18 protein-coding genes and 3 tRNA genes are annotated in these 18,583 nt (G+C 54.0%); 14 read left to right on the plus strand and 7 right to left on the minus strand.

All coding sequences use genetic code 11. The features are described from left to right. Positions 1 to 511 precede the first annotated feature (511 nt). The gene (hisC, locus tag ACT3R7_RS16920; protein WP_192537753.1) at positions 512 to 1,573 is read right to left on the minus strand and encodes a histidinol-phosphate transaminase; all 1,062 of its coding nucleotides are present in this window, start codon (positions 1,571 to 1,573) and stop codon (positions 512 to 514) included. A gap of 213 nt (positions 1,574 to 1,786) precedes the next feature. Between hisC and ACT3R7_RS16925 the strand changes: the two genes are divergently transcribed. From ACT3R7_RS16925 to mnmH, 4 genes are all read left to right on the plus strand, one after another. Further along, positions 1,787 to 2,239, plus strand: a complete 453-nt coding sequence (locus ACT3R7_RS16925) for a copper resistance protein NlpE N-terminal domain-containing protein (protein WP_018918920.1) — start codon at positions 1,787 to 1,789, stop codon at positions 2,237 to 2,239. A 98-nt stretch (positions 2,240 to 2,337) separates the two neighbouring features. After that, positions 2,338 to 3,711 carry a DNA repair protein RadA gene (gene radA / locus ACT3R7_RS16930; RefSeq protein WP_018918919.1) on the plus strand — a complete coding sequence of 458 codons (1,374 nt, stop codon included), beginning with the start codon at positions 2,338 to 2,340 and terminating at the stop codon, positions 3,709 to 3,711. A gap of 55 nt (positions 3,712 to 3,766) precedes the next feature. Beyond that, positions 3,767 to 4,804: a selenide, water dikinase SelD gene (gene selD / locus ACT3R7_RS16935; RefSeq protein ID WP_192537752.1), complete on the plus strand. Its 1,038-nt coding sequence runs from the start codon at positions 3,767 to 3,769 to the stop codon at positions 4,802 to 4,804. A gap of 8 nt (positions 4,805 to 4,812) precedes the next feature. Continuing rightward, the gene (mnmH, locus tag ACT3R7_RS16940) at positions 4,813 to 5,937 is read left to right on the plus strand and encodes a tRNA 2-selenouridine(34) synthase MnmH (protein WP_407648094.1); all 1,125 of its coding nucleotides are present in this window, start codon (positions 4,813 to 4,815) and stop codon (positions 5,935 to 5,937) included. Between the two features lie 19 nt (positions 5,938 to 5,956). Here the strand turns inward: mnmH and ACT3R7_RS16945 are convergent, their stop codons facing one another. Beyond that, complete coding sequence (locus tag ACT3R7_RS16945) at positions 5,957 to 6,652, minus strand: type 1 glutamine amidotransferase (RefSeq protein ID WP_192537751.1); 696 nt, start codon at positions 6,650 to 6,652, stop codon at positions 5,957 to 5,959. A gap of 113 nt (positions 6,653 to 6,765) precedes the next feature. Between ACT3R7_RS16945 and ACT3R7_RS16950 the strand changes: the two genes are divergently transcribed. Next, positions 6,766 to 7,368 (plus strand): YjaG family protein, encoded by a 603-nt coding sequence (locus ACT3R7_RS16950; RefSeq protein ID WP_192537750.1) that lies wholly within the window; start codon positions 6,766 to 6,768, stop codon positions 7,366 to 7,368. A 12-nt stretch (positions 7,369 to 7,380) separates the two neighbouring features. Here the strand turns inward: ACT3R7_RS16950 and ACT3R7_RS16955 are convergent, their stop codons facing one another. From ACT3R7_RS16955 to hisB, 5 genes are all read right to left on the minus strand, one after another. Next, complete coding sequence (locus ACT3R7_RS16955; protein ID WP_192537749.1) at positions 7,381 to 7,887, minus strand: hypothetical protein; 507 nt, start codon at positions 7,885 to 7,887, stop codon at positions 7,381 to 7,383. 41 nt (positions 7,888 to 7,928) lie between these two features. Beyond that, complete coding sequence (gene hisF, locus ACT3R7_RS16960) at positions 7,929 to 8,702, minus strand: imidazole glycerol phosphate synthase subunit HisF (RefSeq protein WP_018918913.1); 774 nt, start codon at positions 8,700 to 8,702, stop codon at positions 7,929 to 7,931. Next, positions 8,699 to 9,445: a 1-(5-phosphoribosyl)-5-[(5-phosphoribosylamino)methylideneamino]imidazole-4-carboxamide isomerase gene (gene hisA, locus ACT3R7_RS16965; protein WP_192537748.1), complete on the minus strand. Its 747-nt coding sequence runs from the start codon at positions 9,443 to 9,445 to the stop codon at positions 8,699 to 8,701. Before hisA ends, hisF begins: the two co-directional genes overlap by 4 nt. A gap of 11 nt (positions 9,446 to 9,456) precedes the next feature. Next, complete coding sequence (hisH, locus tag ACT3R7_RS16970; RefSeq protein WP_192537747.1) at positions 9,457 to 10,098, minus strand: imidazole glycerol phosphate synthase subunit HisH; 642 nt, start codon at positions 10,096 to 10,098, stop codon at positions 9,457 to 9,459. A gap of 64 nt (positions 10,099 to 10,162) precedes the next feature. Beyond that, positions 10,163 to 10,756, minus strand: coding sequence for an imidazoleglycerol-phosphate dehydratase HisB (hisB, locus tag ACT3R7_RS16975; RefSeq protein ID WP_192537746.1), 594 nt, complete (start codon positions 10,754 to 10,756; stop codon positions 10,163 to 10,165). 204 nt (positions 10,757 to 10,960) lie between these two features. On the opposite strand from hisB, the gene ACT3R7_RS16980 reads away from it, so the two are divergent. From ACT3R7_RS16980 to ACT3R7_RS17020, 9 genes are all read left to right on the plus strand, one after another. Beyond that, positions 10,961 to 11,443 (plus strand): acetyl-CoA sensor PanZ family protein, encoded by a 483-nt coding sequence (locus tag ACT3R7_RS16980; RefSeq protein WP_192537745.1) that lies wholly within the window; start codon positions 10,961 to 10,963, stop codon positions 11,441 to 11,443. Continuing rightward, a complete protein-coding gene (locus ACT3R7_RS16985) occupies positions 11,443 to 13,782 on the plus strand; it encodes an AsmA family protein (RefSeq protein WP_192537744.1) in 2,340 nt (779 codons plus the stop codon). Before ACT3R7_RS16980 ends, ACT3R7_RS16985 begins: the two co-directional genes overlap by 1 nt. Positions 13,783 to 13,896: 114 nt before the next feature. Beyond that, positions 13,897 to 14,991 carry an A/G-specific adenine glycosylase gene (gene mutY / locus ACT3R7_RS16990; RefSeq protein ID WP_192537743.1) on the plus strand — a complete coding sequence of 365 codons (1,095 nt, stop codon included), beginning with the start codon at positions 13,897 to 13,899 and terminating at the stop codon, positions 14,989 to 14,991. Positions 14,992 to 15,046: 55 nt separating this feature from the next. After that, complete coding sequence (locus ACT3R7_RS16995) at positions 15,047 to 15,322, plus strand: oxidative damage protection protein (protein ID WP_193092092.1); 276 nt, start codon at positions 15,047 to 15,049, stop codon at positions 15,320 to 15,322. Between the two features lie 156 nt (positions 15,323 to 15,478). Next, a tRNA-Phe gene (locus ACT3R7_RS17000) sits at positions 15,479 to 15,554 on the plus strand. A 5-nt stretch (positions 15,555 to 15,559) separates the two neighbouring features. Next, positions 15,560 to 15,634: transfer RNA gene (locus ACT3R7_RS17005), tRNA-Gln, on the plus strand. 72 nt (positions 15,635 to 15,706) lie between these two features. Beyond that, positions 15,707 to 15,782: transfer RNA gene (locus ACT3R7_RS17010), tRNA-Thr, on the plus strand. 1,429 nt (positions 15,783 to 17,211) lie between these two features. Continuing rightward, the gene (locus tag ACT3R7_RS17015; protein ID WP_192537741.1) at positions 17,212 to 17,427 is read left to right on the plus strand and encodes a con-10 family general stress protein; all 216 of its coding nucleotides are present in this window, start codon (positions 17,212 to 17,214) and stop codon (positions 17,425 to 17,427) included. A 288-nt stretch (positions 17,428 to 17,715) separates the two neighbouring features. Then, positions 17,716 to 18,552 (plus strand): manganese catalase family protein, encoded by an 837-nt coding sequence (locus ACT3R7_RS17020; RefSeq protein ID WP_193091594.1) that lies wholly within the window; start codon positions 17,716 to 17,718, stop codon positions 18,550 to 18,552. Positions 18,553 to 18,583 lie beyond the last annotated feature (31 nt).

The following is an 18,583-nucleotide window of genomic DNA, read 5'->3' on the forward strand; positions in this document are numbered from 1 at the left end:
CTTATACCGCAGAAAACCCAGCCATCGGCTGGGTTTTTTGTTTGCGTGGAAGAAAAGGGTGGGGTCTCCCCAGGCGAGAGCACCGGAGCGCCGGCCCCCGGCAGCCCGGCGCGATCATCGTCAGGCACTTATTGTGAAAAATCCCCCGGGGCTCGCGCCTCGGGGGATTTTTTTGCATGCGGGAAAAAGGCGGTAAGGCACTCCTCAGCGTGTCGGATCAGCCGCCCACCCCAGCAGCGCTTTGCGCTGCATCGCCGGCTGAAGCCAGTTCCCACAACGCAGGGACAGGTCAATCCATAATCTACGATGTTATGGAACGCCTTCGTTCTAATGTGGGAGCTGGCTTCAGCCGGCGAAGGCACCGTCAGGTGCCCGGGATGGAAGAGGCCACCGTACCTGCTTGCTCCCACCCCAGCGGGGCGGGGCACCACATCACTGGCTAAAGCCGTCTCCTACAAAAAAGCCCTACCATACGTGTGCGATAGGGCTTTGTAGCTTTATGGCGAGAGGGCTAGCCGCAGAGCACTTCAAGTGCTTCCATCATGCTATCCATCTCATCATCGGTGCCAATAGTGATGCGCAAGAAGTTATTAAGCTCCTGCGTATTAAAGTGGCGCACCAGGATTCCACGTTCCCGCAGTCCAGCGAACAGCTGTGCCCCAGCAATCGTTGCGTGTTGTGTAAGGATGAAGTTGGCACTCGACGGCAGTACTTCAAAGCCGAGCGTTTCAAGGCGTTGGCGGGTGCGCTCGCGCGTGGCAATCACTTTTTCGCGGCATGCATCAAAGTGAGCCTGATCTTCAAGCGCGGCAATACCTACCAGGCTTGCCAAACTATCCACCGGGTAAGAGTTAAAAGAGTCCTTGACCCGCTGCAGGCCATCAATCAGCTCGGCTGAGCCTACGGCATAGCCCAAGCGCAAACCGGCCAGGCTACGCGATTTAGAAAAAGTACCGGTGACCAGCAAATTCGGGTAGCGGTCGATTAACGCAATGGCACTCTCTGCGCCAAAGTCAACATATGCTTCATCGACCAGCACAACGCGGTCCGTCACCCGCTTGAGCAACGCTTCTATGCTTTCTAGTGAGTGGGCATGCCCGGTAGGTGCGTTGGGGTTGGCAAAGATTACGCCACTGCGCTCTGACGCCGCCCCTAACGCTTCTATATCCACTTCCCACTGTGTATTCAGAGGGTGGGCGCGCAGCGCCACGTTATAGAGGTTGGCGTACACCGGGTAAAAACTATAGGTAATAGACGGGGTATCAAGCGGTGTGTCATGGCAAAAAAACGCTTGAAACGCCAGGGCCAGTACTTCATCTGAACCGTTGCCCACGAACACCTGCTGGCTTTCTACGCTAAACGTTTTGGCAAGCGAGGCGCGAAGTGCCGCCGATGTGGGGTCGGGATAGAGACGCAGATGGTCCGTTGCATAGTCGCGCAATGCCCGACCAACGCCCGGTGCCGGGGGGTAAGGATTTTCATTGGTATTGAGCTTGATAACACGCTCACGCGGCTGCTCCCCGGGTATATAAGGGGTTAACGCCTTAACAGCGGGACTCCAGTATTGGCTCATGCGGGTAACCTGATTATCCTAGGTATAATAGGCCATGGTCGCTTGATGCTCGCTCAAGCGCAAGCATTCAACTATGTTATTCAACTGCGTATTCAAATACGCATTCAGGTACGCATTCAACGATGACTAGGGGTGGGCGTCGCACCTTGTAACGGTTATGCTGTCATAATCGCGCGAAAGAAATGTATGACCAACACGATAAGGAGACACCCAATGCAATTCAGGAGTTTGCTAGCCGGTTCGGCTATGTTGGCATTGTTGGCAGGCTGTGCAACCGGCGGGCCTTCGGGCCAAGACGCTGATGCAGGCGTTAGCGCGTCCCAAGAGCAGTACAAGGGAACGCTGCCTTGCCGCAACTGCGATGGTATTGATCTAGACGTTACCATGGTAGGTCAAGAGATGAGTCCGGCTGAAGAGCGTACCTTTACACTGGACGCGACTTACCGTAACCATCCTCAAACACCGCCCCCAGAAAACTATGCCGGTAACTGGGAAGTATTAAACGGTACTCCGTCTGACCCGGACGCGACTGTTTATGAGCTTACCCCGAATGGTGATGGTCAGGTTTACTACTTCCAGCGTATCAATGAGCGCACGTTAGAGTTAATCGACCCAGAGCGTCGTCGCTTTGAAAATGGCGAAATGTTGCAGCTACAGCGTCAATAAGCTAGCAGTAACATCCTGAGGCGGCCATTGGCCGCCTTTTGCATTTTAGGGCCAGACAGCATTAACGATGATCTAACAGTAACGGGAGTATTAGCGCGGTGGCTAAAGCCAAAAGTGCCTTTGTATGTACCGAGTGCGGCGCGGAGTATCGCAAGTGGCAGGGCCAGTGCTCCAGTTGCAATGAATGGAATACGCTTAGTGAAATTCGTCTGGCTAGTGCGCGCCCCGGCAGCGGCAGTGCTGGATCTGGCCGAGCGGGCTACGCAGGTGACCTTTCCAAGGATGTGGTCGACCTAAGCAATGTCGATTTAAGTGAAGTGCCCCGGTTAAGCTCGACCTTCAACGAGTTCGATCGCGTATTAGGCGGCGGCTTGGTGCCCGGTTCAGCCGTGCTCTTGGGGGGTAACCCAGGGGCGGGTAAATCAACGCTGTTACTGCAAACCGCCTGTAAGCTTGCTCAAGAGCGGCGCATTATCTACGTCACGGGGGAAGAGTCACTGTCTCAGGTAGCCATGCGCGCTCACCGCTTGCAGCTGCCTACCAGCGGCTTAAAAATGCTTGCAGAAACCAGTGTAGAAACAATTCTTGCCGTAGCAGAACGTGAGAAGCCCGAAATACTGGTCATTGACTCTATTCAGACCATGCACCTTGAAGATATCAGCTCAGCGCCGGGTGGAGTCGCTCAGGTGCGCGAGTCCGCCGCCGCGCTTACCCGCTTTGCCAAGCAAACCAATACGGTACTGCTATTGGTTGGGCACGTAACCAAAGACGGCACGCTGGCAGGCCCCAAGGTGCTTGAGCACATGATCGATGCCTCGCTGTTATTGGAAGGCGGCGCGGATTCGCGATTCAGAACGCTGCGAGGCCAGAAAAACCGCTTTGGCGCAGTCAATGAACTGGGCGTTTTTGCGATGCTCGAACAAGGCCTGAAAGAGGTTAAAAACCCCAGCGCCATTTTCCTCTCGCGTCAGGAAGAGCAGGCGCCGGGTAGCTTGGTGATGGTGGTGTGGGAAGGCACCCGGCCCATTCTTGTGGAAGTGCAGGCCCTGGTGGATGAATCTGCCTTGGGCAACCCACGCCGTGTGGCAGTCGGGGTGGACCAAAACCGGCTTGCCATGCTGTTGGCCGTATTAAATCGCCATGGCGGTCTGTTTACCGGCGACCAGGATGTGTTTCTCAACGTAGTAGGCGGCGTGAAGGTTCTAGAAACCAGTGCGGATCTGGCGGTGCTGCTGGCCGTGGTCTCTAGCCTGCAAAACAAGGCATTGCCTAAGGAGCTGGTGGTATTTGGCGAAGTGGGGCTTTCCGGCGAGATACGCCCTGTACCCAGCGGGCAGGAGCGCATCGCTGAAGCGGCCAAACATGGCTTTCTGCGCGCTATCGTACCGCGGGCCAACGCACCGAAGCAGTCACCCAAGGGAATGGAAGTCATTGCGGTGGATAAGCTTAGCGACGCGCTAGAGGCGCTTTAAGTAGGCTACGCTATAAAGATTGTTATAAAAACATCGAGTGCCAAGGAGAGACACTATGAGTTCGATTCGCTTAACCCAATACAGTCACGGTGCTGGCTGTGGCTGCAAAATAGCCCCTGATGTACTTGACGGTATTCTCGCCAAGGCGGGGCCTGCGGCAGGGCATAAGCAGCTTATTGTGGGTAACCAGGGGCGAGAAGATGCCGCCGTTTACGATCTGGGCGATGGGCGGGGTATGATTGCCACTACTGACTTCTTTATGCCGATTGTCGATGACCCGTTTGATTTTGGGCGTATCGCCGCCACGAACGCCATCAGTGATATTTACGCCATGGGCGGTACGCCCGTTATGGCACTTAGCATTCTTGGCTGGCCGTTGGATAAGCTAAGCGCCGAAATTGCCGGTGATGTGGTTGCCGGTGCTCAGGGCGTTTGCCGTGAGCTGGGTGTGGCCTTGGCGGGCGGCCATTCGATCGATGCGCCAGAGCCTATCTTTGGCCTCGCGGTTAACGGGTTGATCGATCTGGACAAGCTCAAGCTCAATAGCCGTGCCAAGCCAGGGGACCTGCTGTTTCTGACCAAGCCGCTCGGCATTGGCTTGCTGACCACGGCTGAAAAGCAGGGGCTGCTGGAGGCAGGACATCACGGCTTAGCTCGGGAAACCATGCTTAAATCCAACCGTATCGGCATTAAGCTTGCCGATGTGAAAGGCCTCAACGCCATGACGGATGTCACCGGGTTTGGCTTGGCAGGACATTTGTCGGAAATATGCAGCGCCAGCAATGTCATGGCCCAGATCGACTTTCGCCGCTTGCCTCGCCTGGCCCAGGCAGAAGCCTACCGTCGTCAAGGTGCTGTTCCTGGCGGCACACGGCGCAATCGTGATGCATTGGGTAAAAGCTTACCTCATATGGATGAAGCCCACTGGCAGTGGCTTTGCGACCCTCAGACCTCAGGCGGCTTACTACTGAGTGTCGACCCCGCCTGGCAGGATGATATCGAGCGGATTGGCCGCGAGTTCGGCCTATCGCTTCAGTCGTTTGGCGTTATGAAAGCCCGCGAGGGCGAGGCCCTGATTGAGGTCGTGGGATAGTGCCTAAAATAGCACCTGAAACAGTTCTTAAGACGGTTCTTGAGACAGCGCTCGAAACAATACCTGCTTCACTACGTTTGATCAGCGAAGCGCGGCCTTTGATCGATGTGCGTGCCCCGGTAGAGTTTGCTCAAGGGGCACTGCCGGGCGCGGTAAATCTTCCCTTAATGGTCGATGAAGAGCGCCGCCAGGTGGGCATCGCTTATAAGCAGCAAGGCCAGAGTGCGGCCATTGCCCTGGGCGAGCAGTTGGTCAGTGGCGATATCAAACAGGCGCGTATCGCCGCCTGGCAGGCATATCTGACAGAGCGCCCGGACGCAGTCATTTATTGTTTTCGCGGCGGGCTACGCTCGCAAATTGCCCAGCAGTGGTTGAATGATGCGGGAATTGTCAGGCCGCGAATTGCCGGTGGCTGGAAAGCCATGCGTCAGGCACTTTGCCAGCGCGTAGACGCCGCCGCTGAGCAGCCCATGCTTGTGGTCGCAGGGTTAACCGGGTGTGCTAAAACCACGCTGATTAATCGCCTGGATAACGGCGTTGATCTTGAAGCCTATGCCAATCATAAAGGCTCTGCGTTTGGTCGCCAGCCTGAAGCACCTGCCACGCAGATAGATTTTGAGCATGCGCTCGCCGCACGGCTGTTAGCTCTGCCGGGTAATTTGATCATGGAAGATGAATCTCGCCTAATCGGCAACGCCAACATACCGCTCACCTTTTGGCATGCTATGCAGAAGGCGCCTCGTGTACGCATAGAAATGCCGCTTGATTGGCGCCTTGACCAGCTCCAACACGACTATATTATTCAGCTGGAAAAGGACTATGTCGCGCACTTTGGGCCTGCGCAAGGCTGGGAACTGATGCAGCGTCAGTTGGGCAATGCGTTAATTCGTTTGGGGAAACGCCTAGGCAATGCCCGCCTTCAGCGTTTACAACGCTTACAGGTTATGGCCTTTAAAGCCCATGAAGAAGGCAATCCGCAGGCTCACGAAGCGTGGCTTGCGCCACTGCTCACCGAATACTACGACCCGCTTTATCGCTATCACCTTGAAAAACAGCGTGCGACAGCGGCGCCGGATCTGCATATAGGGGATTGGGACAGCTGTTTGGAGGCCGCTAAGCAGTGGAGCGCCTAGCGGCTACGTTAGGATGTCATTAGAAAGCTTTGAGCCATTGCATCATGACGCGATCAAGCAGTGGTGCCAACTGGTGAAAGCGGGCTGTATCCTCAAGAATTTGGCTGTCTTCCTGGATAAAACGCTGGCCGGCAGGCGTCGTGGTAGTGCCCGATGATTCGCTGTCACCCAGCAGCTGGGTCACGCTGGCAAGCGTGACTTCCAAGTGGCACAGTAAGCCAATAACGCGACCGCTATCCCAGCTGAAACCCTGCAGCGGCGCCGCCGGGCTACCGCCCAACGGCAGGGCGCTTTCAGGCAGGCTAAACACATGGCGATGCCACATGAACGCCTCAAACTGCTCGGGTAAATCAAACGGGCTTTCCGGGGCCAGGGAGACAGTATGCCAGCCTCTTTCGGGATAGGTGCCTGGGGCCACGACCGCATCAAGCGCCTGAGCTACCCAAAGGGCGCCCAGGCCAATGCCCAGAAGCGGTTTCTGGCCATCCAGGTAGCGGTTAATCAGTTTATTCTCGGCTTTAAACCAGGCGGGCGGTTCGTTAAGAAACGCCTCCGGGCCATCTAATATAATCAGCGCATCGCTTTCTGCCGGACGTGGCGTCAGTTCGCCTGCGTAAAGATGAAAAACGCTGTAACTATGCCCCATACTGCTCAACCAGTCGGTTAAGCGGGCGGGGTCATGATCAGCGCTGTGCTGTAGCAGATGTATATGCATGGTAATCTCCTCGCCGACCGTCCACAGTAAAGGCTGTCTGTGTTTATAACAGCGCTGTTGCGACCATAACGTATTGCCCCCATTTCACCAATATCGCGCGTTAGGAAATCAGTATGGAGTCTAAACCCTTAGGTTTTTATCAGCAGTTACAGGTGCTTCCGCTAGCGGCCCAGCAAGCATTTATGGCTGCGCTGTGTGAGCGCTTACTGCCTAACTATGCCCTATATGAACAGACGACCGGTCAGGGCGATGGTCACACGCTGCGTACCGTACTTAACTTGGTGTGGGAGCGGTTGAGCGTACCCAATGCGAGCATTGATTTTGCCCGCCAGGCTGAAAAACTGGCCGAGTGCGAGCCGCCCGCAGAGGATGAAAGTTTTGGCGCCCGCCGTGCGCTGGATGCCGTCGTTTCCATCTCGGCGCTGCTGGACACCTTGCAGGGAGACTCGCCTGAGGCAGTGCTGGATGTCAGCCGTACCTCACGCGCCGGGGTGCGCGCTTTTATTGAGCTGACGGAAGGTGAAGAGGATGCCCAAAAACTTGCGCTGCTGATCCGTGATCATCCGTTAATGGAAGACGAAAACGATTTTCAAGACGCGGTATTGGAAGCGGTAAGTGAGCCGCTCAGCAAAGCCGCGCTTAAAGAGATTCGTCAGTTAGGGCGCAATAACGGCATCAGCAATCTGGGGCTAAGTCTGGACGAAGACGACGAGTAAAGCATGGCCTGCCTAAAAGCGCAGGCCTGCGGTTACCATCATGCCGGCAGTGCCGAATATGATTAAATCGGATTCAAACCGCTCCCACTGCACTCCAATACTCGGCAGCAGCACCGGGGCAGTTTCAAAGTGGTTGAGCGGGATTTTGTCCCGGTACTCGCCTTTGTAGCCATGCAGTAAGCCCCCGGTTAGCTTGGCTCTGATGTTAACCTCTTCCGAGAACTGCCACAGAGGAAATTCACGCCCTGCATACACGTACCAGGTGGGCTGCTCATAGGAGTTCTTAAACCGTCCTATTCCCGTCAGCCAGCGATCGGGATTATGTAGCTCAACGCTGATTAAATTCTGGTGATTGTTATGTTCGGGGTCCGGATTAAAATGGCGGGTATAGAGGCTGGTTTGGACAAGCGTATGGTCAAGCTCAAGGGTAGGCGGCCAGTCGGGTAGGGAGAAGGCTGAGGCAGAAGCGCTCAGCCAAAAACCGATTAGCCCTCCCAGGTATGGGAAGCAACGAGACATTTAAAACTCCTGAGAAGAGGGCTATGCAGTGAAAGCGGCCGCTATAGCCGCATTTCGATGCCGCGTTCCGCCATGTACCGCTTTGCTTCAGGAATCGTGTATTCACCGAAGTGAAAAATACTGGCCGCAAGAACCGCATCCGCGCCGCCTTTAAGCACGCCATCTACCAAGTGGTCCAGATTGCCCACGCCGCCGGAGGCAATGACCGGAACGCTTACCGCTTCTGAAATCGCGTGGGTCACGCCGAGATCAAAACCGATCTTGGTACCGTCGCGGTCCATGCTGGTTAACAGCAGTTCGCCCGCTCCCAGCTCGACCATTTTCTTGGCCCACTCCACCGCATCAAGCCCGGTTGCACGACGGCCGCCATGGGTGAAAATCTCCCAGCGCGGCGGCTCGCCTTCACCGGATACCCGCTTGGCATCAATCGCCACCACAATACACTGGCTGCCAAAGCGCTCCGCTGCTTCACGCACGAACTCAGGGTTAGTAACCGCTGCCGTGTTGATCGAGACTTTATCGGCCCCGGCATTGAGCATGGTGCGAATATCGTCACAGGTACGAATACCGCCACCTACGGTTAACGGAATAAACACTTCGCCGGCAATGCGTTCGACCATTTCCACTGTTGTGTCACGGTCTTCATGGCTTGCGGTAATATCCAGAAAGGTAATCTCATCGGCACCCTGCTGGTTATACCGCTGGGCAATTTCCACCGGGTCGCCTGCATCGCGAATGCCGACAAAGTTGACGCCTTTCACCACCCGCCCAGCGTCTACATCCAGGCAGGGGATAATACGCTTGGATAAACTCACGCGCCGCCTCCTGTTAGCTGATCGCTAAGGCGTTGTGCTTCAGCCACATCCAGGCTGCCTTCATAGATCGCCCGACCGGTAATCGCGCCTAAGATGCCGCTATCCGCAACACCGCACAGCGCTTTAATATCGTCTAGGTTAGTGACGCCGCCAGAGGCAATCACCGGCAGACCGCCTTCACGCGCCAGTTGAGCCGTCGCTTCGACGTTAACCCCTTGCATCATGCCGTCGCGAGCGATATCGGTGTACACGATGCTGGAAACGCCGTCATCGGCAAAGCGCTTGGCCAGATCCACTGCCTTCACGGTAGAGACTTCCGCCCAGCCGTCGGTGGCCACAAAGCCGTCTTTAGCGTCCAGCCCGACAATCACATGGCCGGGGAAGGCGCGGCACATCTCGCCCACAAACGCGGGTTCTTTAACGGCCTTGGTGCCAATGATCACGTAAGACACGCCTGCATTCAGGTAATGCTCGATGGTCTCGGCATTGCGGATGCCGCCGCCAATTTGAATAGGCAGGTTGGGATAGGCACGTGCTATAGCCGTGACGGCATCGCCATTCACCGGCTTGCCTTCAAAAGCGCCGTTCAGGTCGACCAGGTGAAGGCGGCGTGCACCGGCTTCTACCCAGCGGGCGGCCATTGCAACCGGGTCATCGCCGTAAGAGGTCGCATCGTCCATACGCCCTTGTTTCAACCGCACACATTGGCCGTCTTTGAGATCGATCGCAGGAATTACCAACATAAATAAACCTCTTAGGGCGTCCAGGTGACAAAGTTTTCGAGTAAGCGCAGGCCTGCTCGGGAGCTTTTTTCCGGGTGAAACTGTACGGCAAAGGTGGCATCACGGCCAATCGCCACGTGGGCGCCTACCTTGCCATAATGTGTGGTGCCAAATACCTGGGCATCGTCGGCAGCATTCACGTAGTAGCTGTGTACGAAGTAGAAGTGCTCGTTATTATCGATACCGGCCCACAGCGGGTGATCATGGTGCTGCTCAACCAGATTCCAGCCCATGTGGGGTACTTTCAGGCGCTGCTCGTGTTCGTCGCGCATGTCGGTGGGGAACTTATCAACGCTGCCTTTGAAAAAGCCCAGACAATCAACGCCGCCGTTCTCTTCACTGCGCTCCAGGAGCATTTGCTGGCCTACACAAATTCCCAGTAGAGGCTTTGCCTGACGCGTCAGCATATCATCAACCAGGCCTCGCAAATCGGTGCGTTCAAGCTCGCCTACGCAGTCGCGGATGGCGCCCTGGCCTGGCAATACCAAACGCGTGGCGCCTAAAATGCGCCGCGGATCGCGGGTAATAATGACGTTTTCATGGGTAACGTGTTCGAGCGCCTTCGCGACAGAATGTAGGTTTCCCATCCCGTAGTCGATTACAGCAATGGTCATGAAGCGCTCCTTAATCGAGTGAACGAACAGTTGCTTGCACTGTTGCCTATCCTACAGCGCGCCATTATAGGCTCCCTTTGGTGGAAGGCATCTGCCCCGCCATACGTGGGTCTTCGGCGACAGCCATACGCAGAGCACGCCCAAAGGCTTTAAAAATTGTTTCGGCCTGATGGTGAGCATTAAAGCCTTTAACGTTGTCGATATGCAGCGTTACGCGGGCATGGTTGACGAAGCCCTGGAAGAACTCCCAAAACAGCTGGGTATCCATGCGGCCTATCGTATCGCGAGTGAAGTCGACATTCATATAAAGACCGGGCCGACCTGAGAAATCAATCACCACGCGCGAGAGCGCTTCATCAAGCGGTACATATGCATGCCCATAACGATAAATGCCGCGCTTATCGCCAATCGCTTCGTTAAATGCCTGGCCTAATGTAATTCCCAGGTCTTCAACGGTATGGTGGTCATCAATATGCAAGTCGCCCGTCGCCTGGATATCAAGGTCTATCATCCCATGGCGCGCAACTTGATCAAGCATATGATCTAGAAAGGGAACGCCAGTTTCGCAGCGAAGATGGCCTTCGCCATCCAGATTGACGCTGACAGTAATCTGGGTTTCATTCGTATCACGGCTAACCGTGGCAATACGCGCTGCCATGTTGTATCTCCTGCGCTCTAGCGCATTCTGAGGGTAAGGCGATGGGCTACATTGTCTCACCACCGTATAATCAGGACGTAAATCTGTGGCAAAGCGACCATTATAGAGAATCGGTGCACTCATCCGCTACAATGCGCGAAAGGTAGCCGCCGTTTAGGGCATTAAAAACTGCAGCCTGTCTGCTTTGGCGAAGAGGAATTCACCATGCCGGTGACACTAGAGCACGTCGACTTGGCTCGTTGGGACGCCGATGAGCAAGTGCGCCTCGACCTGATACGCATTTATGAAGATGCGCCCAAAGAGCGGGTGCCTGCCCAAGACGTCCTGCCGTTTATTGAGCAGCATCTGAATGCTCACCATTTTTTTGCCTGTGCCCACTTTAATGATCATTTATTGGGGGCGGCGGCTATTCAAGAGGGTCCCGACCGGGCCTGGTGGCTCTCTGAGCTATGCGTTCGCAAAATCACCCGCCGCCGGGGCGTAGGCTCGCGGTTGATGGCACTGCTCGGAGAGCAGGCCAAGCAGGAAGAGCGTAAGCTGCGCATTGAAACCACGCACCTACCGCTGGCCGATCAGGTTCTGCTTTCCAAGCTTGGCTACCGCCCTGGCACCAATGCCGAAGGGCCAACATCAGGCAAGCCGCTAATTAGCAATTTTGTTGAGCTAGACCCACAAGGGAAAGGGTAATGAAACAGTTATTACGTATTTTGCTGGCTGCTGTCGGTATTCTCGGCATTGTGGCAGTGGCGGCGGTGGTCTATGTCACCACCTTTCTGGATCCCGAGGACTTCAAGCCGCGCCTGACATCGGTGGTGGAAGAACACACCGGGCTGCATCTGGCGCCTGAAGGGCCGATCACCTGGTCATTCTACCCGCGTATTGGGGTGAGCGTGGAGCAAGCCCGCGCTTGGCTGCCGGAGCAGTCTGAAGAGGACACCTCGTTTGCTGCCATCAATCGTGCTGAAGTCAGCGTTGCCTTTGCACCTCTGCTGCGCGGGGAAATTGCCATTGATGGCTTAACGCTGGATGGTATGCGCTTGAACCTGGAGCGAGACGCCGAAGGAGAAGGTAACTGGGAGCCCTTGCTTGAGCGTCTGGCTGAAAGCGGCGACGAAACGGCGGAAACGGTCCTGGCCCCGGCTAGTGCCGGGCCGCATGCCGATGCGGGCAGCCTATCGGTGGTGCTGAATATTGCCAGTGTCGAAGTCAGAAACGCCGATATCCGCTTCCGTGATGTCCAAAGCCAAGCGCTGTGGCGCCTTCAGTCGCTTAATGTTTCAGGCAGCAACGTCAATCCGGTAAGTCCTTTCCCGTTAAAGACCATGTTTACCTTAACCAAGCATAACCGCCTGGATGCCGAAGCGCTGGAGCGCCCACCTGAGCTAACCAGTGATATTGATCTTGAAACACGCATGCGTCTCCAGCTTGCTGAAGACCGCGTAGTGCTGGAAAACACCCGGCTAAACACCCAAACGCGTATGGGAGCAGAGGGTGAACCACAGCGGCTTAGCTTAAAAGCCGCTGAAATGATCGCCCGCATGGATGAGAAGCAGCTAAGTATTAGCGAAGGCGTTTTAGAGGCGGGTCTGCAGAATGCAGAAAAATGGCAAGGTAGCCTGGCGCTAGCGCTCGCCTTTGGCCTGGAAAGCAACTGGCAGGCGCAAACGGCGCAGCTGAAAGATTTTCAGCTCACCGGGCCTGACGGACTGCGCATGAGCGGCCACCTTAATGTTGAGCAGATGTTCGATGCGCCCGAGTACCGTGGGCAGATTACGGCCGCGCCCTTTACGCTACGTCCCTGGCTAACGCGTACAGGCATTGAGCTTAATACCACCAGCGAAGCCGCCCTTAGCGATATTGCCATGACCAGCCCCATTGAGGGCAATGCAGAGCAAGTGTCGTTATCCAGCCTGTCGTTGGTTGTCGACGACAGTACCTTTACGGGGCAGGTGTCGGCCGCTCTGGATGGCTCGCAGGTAGCGTTTGACCTGGAAGGTGATCAGCTTGACATCGACCGTTATCTTCCTGGTCCCACGACCGCCCAGCAGGCCAGCTCGGGCTTGCTACGCAAAGCGTTTGCTCAGAGCTCGAATACCTTGCTGCCTCAGGTTTGGTTGAGTGAACTGTCACTTAACGGCGATTTAAGCGTTGAATCCTTTTTAATGGGCGGCCTGACCTTTAACAATACCCGCCTGCAGCTGCGTGGTGAGGACGGTCTTCAAGAGCTAACGGCGTTTGAGTCCCAGTTCTATGGTGGAGAGCTTAATGCCACGGGGCAGCTGGATGCCCGTGAGCGAGTGATGGAGTGGGCGCTTGCCCCCACCGTTAACAACGTACAAATGGCGTCACTCATCGAAGCCATCAGCAACGATGAGGATCCTTCACCGCTAAGAGGGCGCCTGCATTTGGATGGTGAGCTGACCTCACGGGGTAACAGCCGTGAAGCGTTAACCAGCAACCTTAATGGGCAGCTCAATGCCCGCCTTAATGAGGGCGCTATTTTAGATATCAATATTTCTCAGCAGATGTGTGAGCTGGTCGCCCAGTTGGAAGGCGAAGGCACGCTGCGTGATTGGCATACCGACACGCGTTTTGAGCGCTTCGACGCGACGTTCCAGGTACGCAATGGCGTGGTAACCAGTGATAACCTGTTGATTAAGCTTCCGGGAATTGATGTGAACGGTGAGGGCGAGCTCGATTTCAACAGCCTGAACTTCGATACCCGTGCTAACGCGCGCTTGGTGGATACCGCTGACGCCGCATGTAAGGTGAATCCACGTTTGGAGCAGTTGCCGCTACCGGTACGCTGCGAAGGCCATCTTGGCGGTGCCACCAATGAGTGGTGCCGTTTCGACCGCTCTGCCTTTCAAACCGCTGTGGTTGACCTGCTGCGTAATGAAGCCGGTAATCGCGTAGCAGACGAGCTGGAAGAGCGTGTAGAAGGCTCTTTGGACAAAATAGATGAGCGCCTTGGCGAAGGTGCCGGTCAGGAACTTCGTGAAGGCATCCGTCGTCTATTTAACTGAGCATTCATGCAAGACACTCTGCGCCGGCCTCAATGCCGGCGCTTTTTTATTGCCCCATGATTAATTGGCACGCTGCGCCAAGTATTTTACGAACGCTCTATCGAAGGAAACCGCATGGCTGATATGCCCACTCCCAGGCTTACGGCAGAAGAGTTCTATCGTCGCCTGATCGCCTGGTTCGACGAGTATGGCCGTCATGATCTGCCCTGGCAGTCGCCCCGCAGCGCTTACCGCGTGTGGGTGTCAGAAATCATGCTCCAGCAAACCCAGGTAACGACGGTTATCCCTTATTTCGAACGCTTTATGGCGCGCTTCCCTACGCTTGAGTCGCTAGCGCTGGCCCCTCAGGACGAAGTGCTGCACTTATGGACAGGGCTTGGCTATTACGCTCGAGCTCGCAACCTACACAAGGCCGCTCAGTTGGCGCTGGAAGAGCACAGCGGCGAGCTGCCAACTACAAGTGTTGAAGCGCTCACCGCGTTGCCGGGCATTGGCCGCTCAACGGCGGGTGCGATAATTGCCCAAAGTACCGGCCAGCGAGCGGCGATTCTGGACGGCAACGTCAAACGCTCGCTAACGCGACTGCACGCTATCCCTGGCTGGCCTGGTAAGCCAGAGGTAGAGCGTAAGCTATGGACGCTTGCCGAATACTACACGCCGTCTAACCGCCTGGCGGACTTCACTCAGGCGATGATGGATTTTGGCGCCACGCTATGTAAGCGTAGCAAGCCTGACTGCAAGGTCTGCCCGTTTAATGATGTTTGTCTGGCATATGCCCAGGGCGAACCTCAGCGCTACCCGGAGTCCAAGCCTAAAAAAGCCCTGCCTACCCGCAGCACTATCATGCTGCTGCTACAGGATAGCCAAGGGCGGGTCTGGTTAGAGCAGCGCCCGCCTAGCGGATTATGGGGCGGCTTATGGAGCCTGCCGCAATTTGAAAAACACAGCGAGCTCAATGACTGGCTGGAGATGCATGCCGTATCGCCCAAGCGCCAACCCACCATGCCCAGTTTTCACCATACCTTTAGCCATTTTCGCCTTGAAATTACCCCTCAGCCGGTTTCGTGCGATAGGCTGAGCGAGGTACGTGAAAGCGGCGTATGGTATGACGTTGAAAATCCGCGTGAGCTGGGCTTGGCAGCCCCTGTAAAAGCGCTGCTTAGCCAACTAACGCCCTTTACGCTTAACTTAACGCCAGGACGCGTATAGGTGCCTGGGCCTGTAGATCACAACTCGATCAAGACCAATCCAATAAGGAGCATCCATGAGTAACACGGTTTTTTGCCGCAAGTACCAAAAAGAGCTGCCGGCTCTCCCGTTCCCGCCGCTACCCGGCAAGCAGGGCCAGGAGATTCAAGCAACCGTTTCCAAACAGGCCTGGGAAGAATGGCAGGCACTGCAGACTCGGCTGATCAATGAAAAGCATCTTAATATGCTCGACCCGGAAGCCCGTGCGTACCTGATGGAGCAAATGCAGCGCTTTCTGGATAACGAAACAACCGATCAGGCGGAAGGTTATGTGCCGCCTACGCAAGCGTAAACGAACACTCAGGCTGGCAGAAAACGCAGGAATTACGGGCGTTTCAGCCCTGCGCCGTTAGTCGTAAAGTTAGCCTAAGCGACGGTTAGAAAAGAAAGTTTCACAAAGGTGTTGACGAAAAGCTGAATTTTTAGTTTAATACGCACCGTTGGCAAGGGCCAGATAGCTCAGTTGGTAGAGCAGGGGATTGAAAATCCCCGTGTCGGCGGTTCGATTCCGTCTCTGGCCACCAAACGTTGGGGTATCGCCAAGTGGTAAGGCACCGCTTTTTGGTAGCGGTATTCCCAGGTTCGAATCCTGGTACCCCAGCCATTGCCAACAAGATTTCTTGTTGACTGATTAGCTTAACCGCAACCCAGTCATTTTCTCAAGAAAATGTGAAGCGCCGACATAGCTCAGTTGGTAGAGCAACTGACTTGTAATCAGTAGGTCCCGGGTTCGACTCCTGGTGTCGGCACCATCAAAAGATGGTTAAAAGCAACATATTAGAGAATCCGAAAAAGCCGTCCGAAAGGGCGGCTTTTTTGTGCGCGTTTGAAAAGTGCTCATAGCCAATTAAGCTGCCGACTTTTCTATCAGAAGACGAATTGAGTTATATCCTAGGTAATCGCCGTTAGCTTTTTATACGTACTAGAGGATAGCGCTCAACCAACGAAATAGTTGCTAGGTAGTATGCTTCAGGAAGGTTGCTATCGGCTTGTGCTGCTGGCGGTGGATACAACGCTACAAGTGATAGCCCGATAAAATTAACGGATAGATAGGGGCTGTTTGTTAGCCTGGGTAGAAGTGGTGGGGCCCTCCTTGGCCTATCGCGCTTCCTTGATCCTTTCGCATATTGCCTTCCATTGCCCTTCCCTGGGCTAGCGCGACTCAAGTGGGCTACTGCGATTAGTAGCCCTTAGAAGTGTAGCTACTTTGATAGAAAATAATGTAGTCAATCGACGACAATATTTGTAAGCATTTTCTTACATGGAAACAATAATCTTATAAATTTCAAGGATTTTTGCTATGCCACATTAAATTTTCTTACGATTGCCATCGCGACGGTGCCAACACGTTAGGAGGTCGCGATACAGCTAGGATGATCCGAGCCTTTGCAAGGTCAGCACGTGGTGGGTAAAGGCGAGATGTAAAGACAGGTAATACAGAAGGTAAAAACAGCAACGCCTCTATACAACAACGCCCCTATGAAGGGGCGTTTGGTGTACTCATGCCTTCCTGGCATTTGGTCACTCATCCTGAGTGGAAATTCCTTTTCGTTGGTAGCTTCCTGCCGCCGACAACTTTATACTAGACCATGTATAATATGTGCACAATAGATGAGTAAGAAAAAATTATACCAAAATTTATACCATTCCTTTCTAAGCTTAATTTTTCCTTTTCTATACATCACCAGTTTCCAATCTGTGACCGCAAAGCCGCTGCAACACTCTCCGATACGGGTTAGATACATTACCGAATGCCCTGACTGCCAATGCTCTACCCATCAGCCTTTGACCCTTGGCGGGCGAAGCCAGTTTTATCTGTTATCCATGTGCTGGCGATGAGAGGGCAGAGTCAAACAAACAAGCTGCTCCCTTTGGTTTGCTTAAGCAATCGCCACCGGCTGGAAGTCCCTCTTGAAGCGTTTGGTAATAAAGCCTCTATAAATTTAATGTTATTAAACTTTTACAGATGTCTTTATCATTAATTTAAAGTTTCTATTTATTTAAATTAATTGGATTGTTGACATGAAATAAAAGCTTGTTAATTACAAAGATTAAAAAGCTTTCTTATTGACTATATCGCTTGAAACAACTTATGAGTTGGCTACTCTCAAATTACTCGATTAACTAATCGAGTTCCACGGAATGATTTGGTTTTACCGAATGCATGAAAGGAGATGAATCATGGCTAACAATCGCAACGACAATGGAATGAGTCGCGAAGAAGCAGGCAAGAAAGGTGGCGAAGCTACCTCAAAGAATCACGATAAAGAATTTTACGAAGATATCGGCCATAAAGGCGGCCAAAAGAGTGGTGGTAACTTCGCGAATGACCCAGAGCGCGCTTCCGAAGCTGGTAAGAAAGGCGGAGAAAACAGCCAAGGAGGCCGTAATTCCTGATCACAGCCGAATGAGATTGGCCATTAGGTTTTACGCAAACGCTTAAATGGTAACCCTTTATAAAACGTAGTAGTGGCATATATGTGTTACTGATTTTTAAAGGGTTGTTATGCAGAAGATTGAGTTTCTTAACCAGAATTAACTAAGTGTTAGTATTTTTAAGGGGCAAGGAAGCTTTTGTTAAACCTTTATGGAAAAAGGTGGTTGAGTAATTAGATCGTACTGCATAGCGTTTAAGTTTTCTGCCAGGGAGTTTTCTCCCTGGCAGTTACTGTCGGAGAGGTCACCATGTTTCACCATTCAGCAAAACTTCAATATCCGGTTAAAGTCGATAAGCCTAATCCTGAATTTGCCATGCTGCTTCAGCAGGCTATTGGTGGTATCGAAGGAGAAATTCGGGTAGCCATGCAATATTTTTTCCAGGCAATGGGCGCGCGTGGTGATGATCGCATTCGCGACCTGCTGATGTCGACGGCGACCGAAGAACTTGCCCATATTGAAATGCTCGGCCATGCGGTTGCGCTTAATTTGGAAGGGGCGCCGGTCTCTTATCAAGAGGCTACCGCAAAAGATCCCGTCATGAATGCCATTCTTGGCGGTGCAAACCCTCGCCATCTACTGTCATCGGGGCTTTCGGCCATGCCTGTAAATGCTAACGGGGTGCCGTTTGATATGAGCCACATTTATGCCACCGGCAACGTGGCTGCCGATATGTTGGCGAACGTAACGGCTGAGGCCAGTGGTCGGGTGTTGGCCTCGCGCCTTTATAACTGGACTGACGATCACGGCATGAAAGATTTTCTTTCTTTCCTGATTGCTCGAGATACCTACCATCAGCAGCAGTGGTTGGCTGTGATCGAAGAGCTAGGTGGACTGGGCGCAAATCTTCCCATCCCCAACTCAACGCCTGAAGACCACGAAGCCATGCAACACTCGTATTACTACCTCAATACGTTGCTTGATAAAGAAGCACCTAAAGGACGTTGGGGTGAAGGTCCTTCCTTTGATGGCCGTAGCCAGTTCTCGGTTCGCAACCAGCCAGCACCTGAAGGTCAGGAAGCGACGCTTGGTATGGCTAAGGAAAAATCAGGCGCTCAGAAGGACCAGATTGATCCGTCTAAGTAAACAGCTATGAATTGCTCAGTTTCTTAAAGGA

It is taken from the genome of Halomonas sp. AOP43-A1-21 (genome assembly GCF_052376775.1).
GTDB classification, from domain to species: domain Bacteria; phylum Pseudomonadota; class Gammaproteobacteria; order Pseudomonadales; family Halomonadaceae; genus Vreelandella; species Vreelandella colorata.

What these genes read in the sequence shown, in the direction of transcription:
- hisC (WP_192537753.1), bottom strand. Translation starts at nt 1,573, where the DNA reads ATGAGCCAATACTGGAGTCCCGCTGTTAAGGCGTTAACCCCTTATATA.
- ACT3R7_RS16925 (WP_018918920.1), top strand. Translation starts at nt 1,787, where the DNA reads ATGCAATTCAGGAGTTTGCTAGCCGGTTCGGCTATGTTGGCATTGTTG.
- selD (WP_192537752.1), top strand. Translation starts at nt 3,767, where the DNA reads ATGAGTTCGATTCGCTTAACCCAATACAGTCACGGTGCTGGCTGTGGC.
- ACT3R7_RS16945 (WP_192537751.1), bottom strand. Translation starts at nt 6,652, where the DNA reads ATGCATATACATCTGCTACAGCACAGCGCTGATCATGACCCCGCCCGC.
- ACT3R7_RS16950 (WP_192537750.1), top strand. Translation starts at nt 6,766, where the DNA reads ATGGAGTCTAAACCCTTAGGTTTTTATCAGCAGTTACAGGTGCTTCCG.
- ACT3R7_RS16955 (WP_192537749.1), bottom strand. Translation starts at nt 7,887, where the DNA reads ATGTCTCGTTGCTTCCCATACCTGGGAGGGCTAATCGGTTTTTGGCTG.
- hisA (WP_192537748.1), bottom strand. Translation starts at nt 9,445, where the DNA reads ATGTTGGTAATTCCTGCGATCGATCTCAAAGACGGCCAATGTGTGCGG.
- hisH (WP_192537747.1), bottom strand. Translation starts at nt 10,098, where the DNA reads ATGACCATTGCTGTAATCGACTACGGGATGGGAAACCTACATTCTGTC.
- hisB (WP_192537746.1), bottom strand. Translation starts at nt 10,756, where the DNA reads ATGGCAGCGCGTATTGCCACGGTTAGCCGTGATACGAATGAAACCCAG.
- ACT3R7_RS16980 (WP_192537745.1), top strand. Translation starts at nt 10,961, where the DNA reads ATGCCGGTGACACTAGAGCACGTCGACTTGGCTCGTTGGGACGCCGAT.
- ACT3R7_RS16985 (WP_192537744.1), top strand. Translation starts at nt 11,443, where the DNA reads ATGAAACAGTTATTACGTATTTTGCTGGCTGCTGTCGGTATTCTCGGC.
- mutY (WP_192537743.1), top strand. Translation starts at nt 13,897, where the DNA reads ATGGCTGATATGCCCACTCCCAGGCTTACGGCAGAAGAGTTCTATCGT.
- ACT3R7_RS16995 (WP_193092092.1), top strand. Translation starts at nt 15,047, where the DNA reads ATGAGTAACACGGTTTTTTGCCGCAAGTACCAAAAAGAGCTGCCGGCT.
- ACT3R7_RS17015 (WP_192537741.1), top strand. Translation starts at nt 17,212, where the DNA reads ATGGCTAACAATCGCAACGACAATGGAATGAGTCGCGAAGAAGCAGGC.
- ACT3R7_RS17020 (WP_193091594.1), top strand. Translation starts at nt 17,716, where the DNA reads ATGTTTCACCATTCAGCAAAACTTCAATATCCGGTTAAAGTCGATAAG.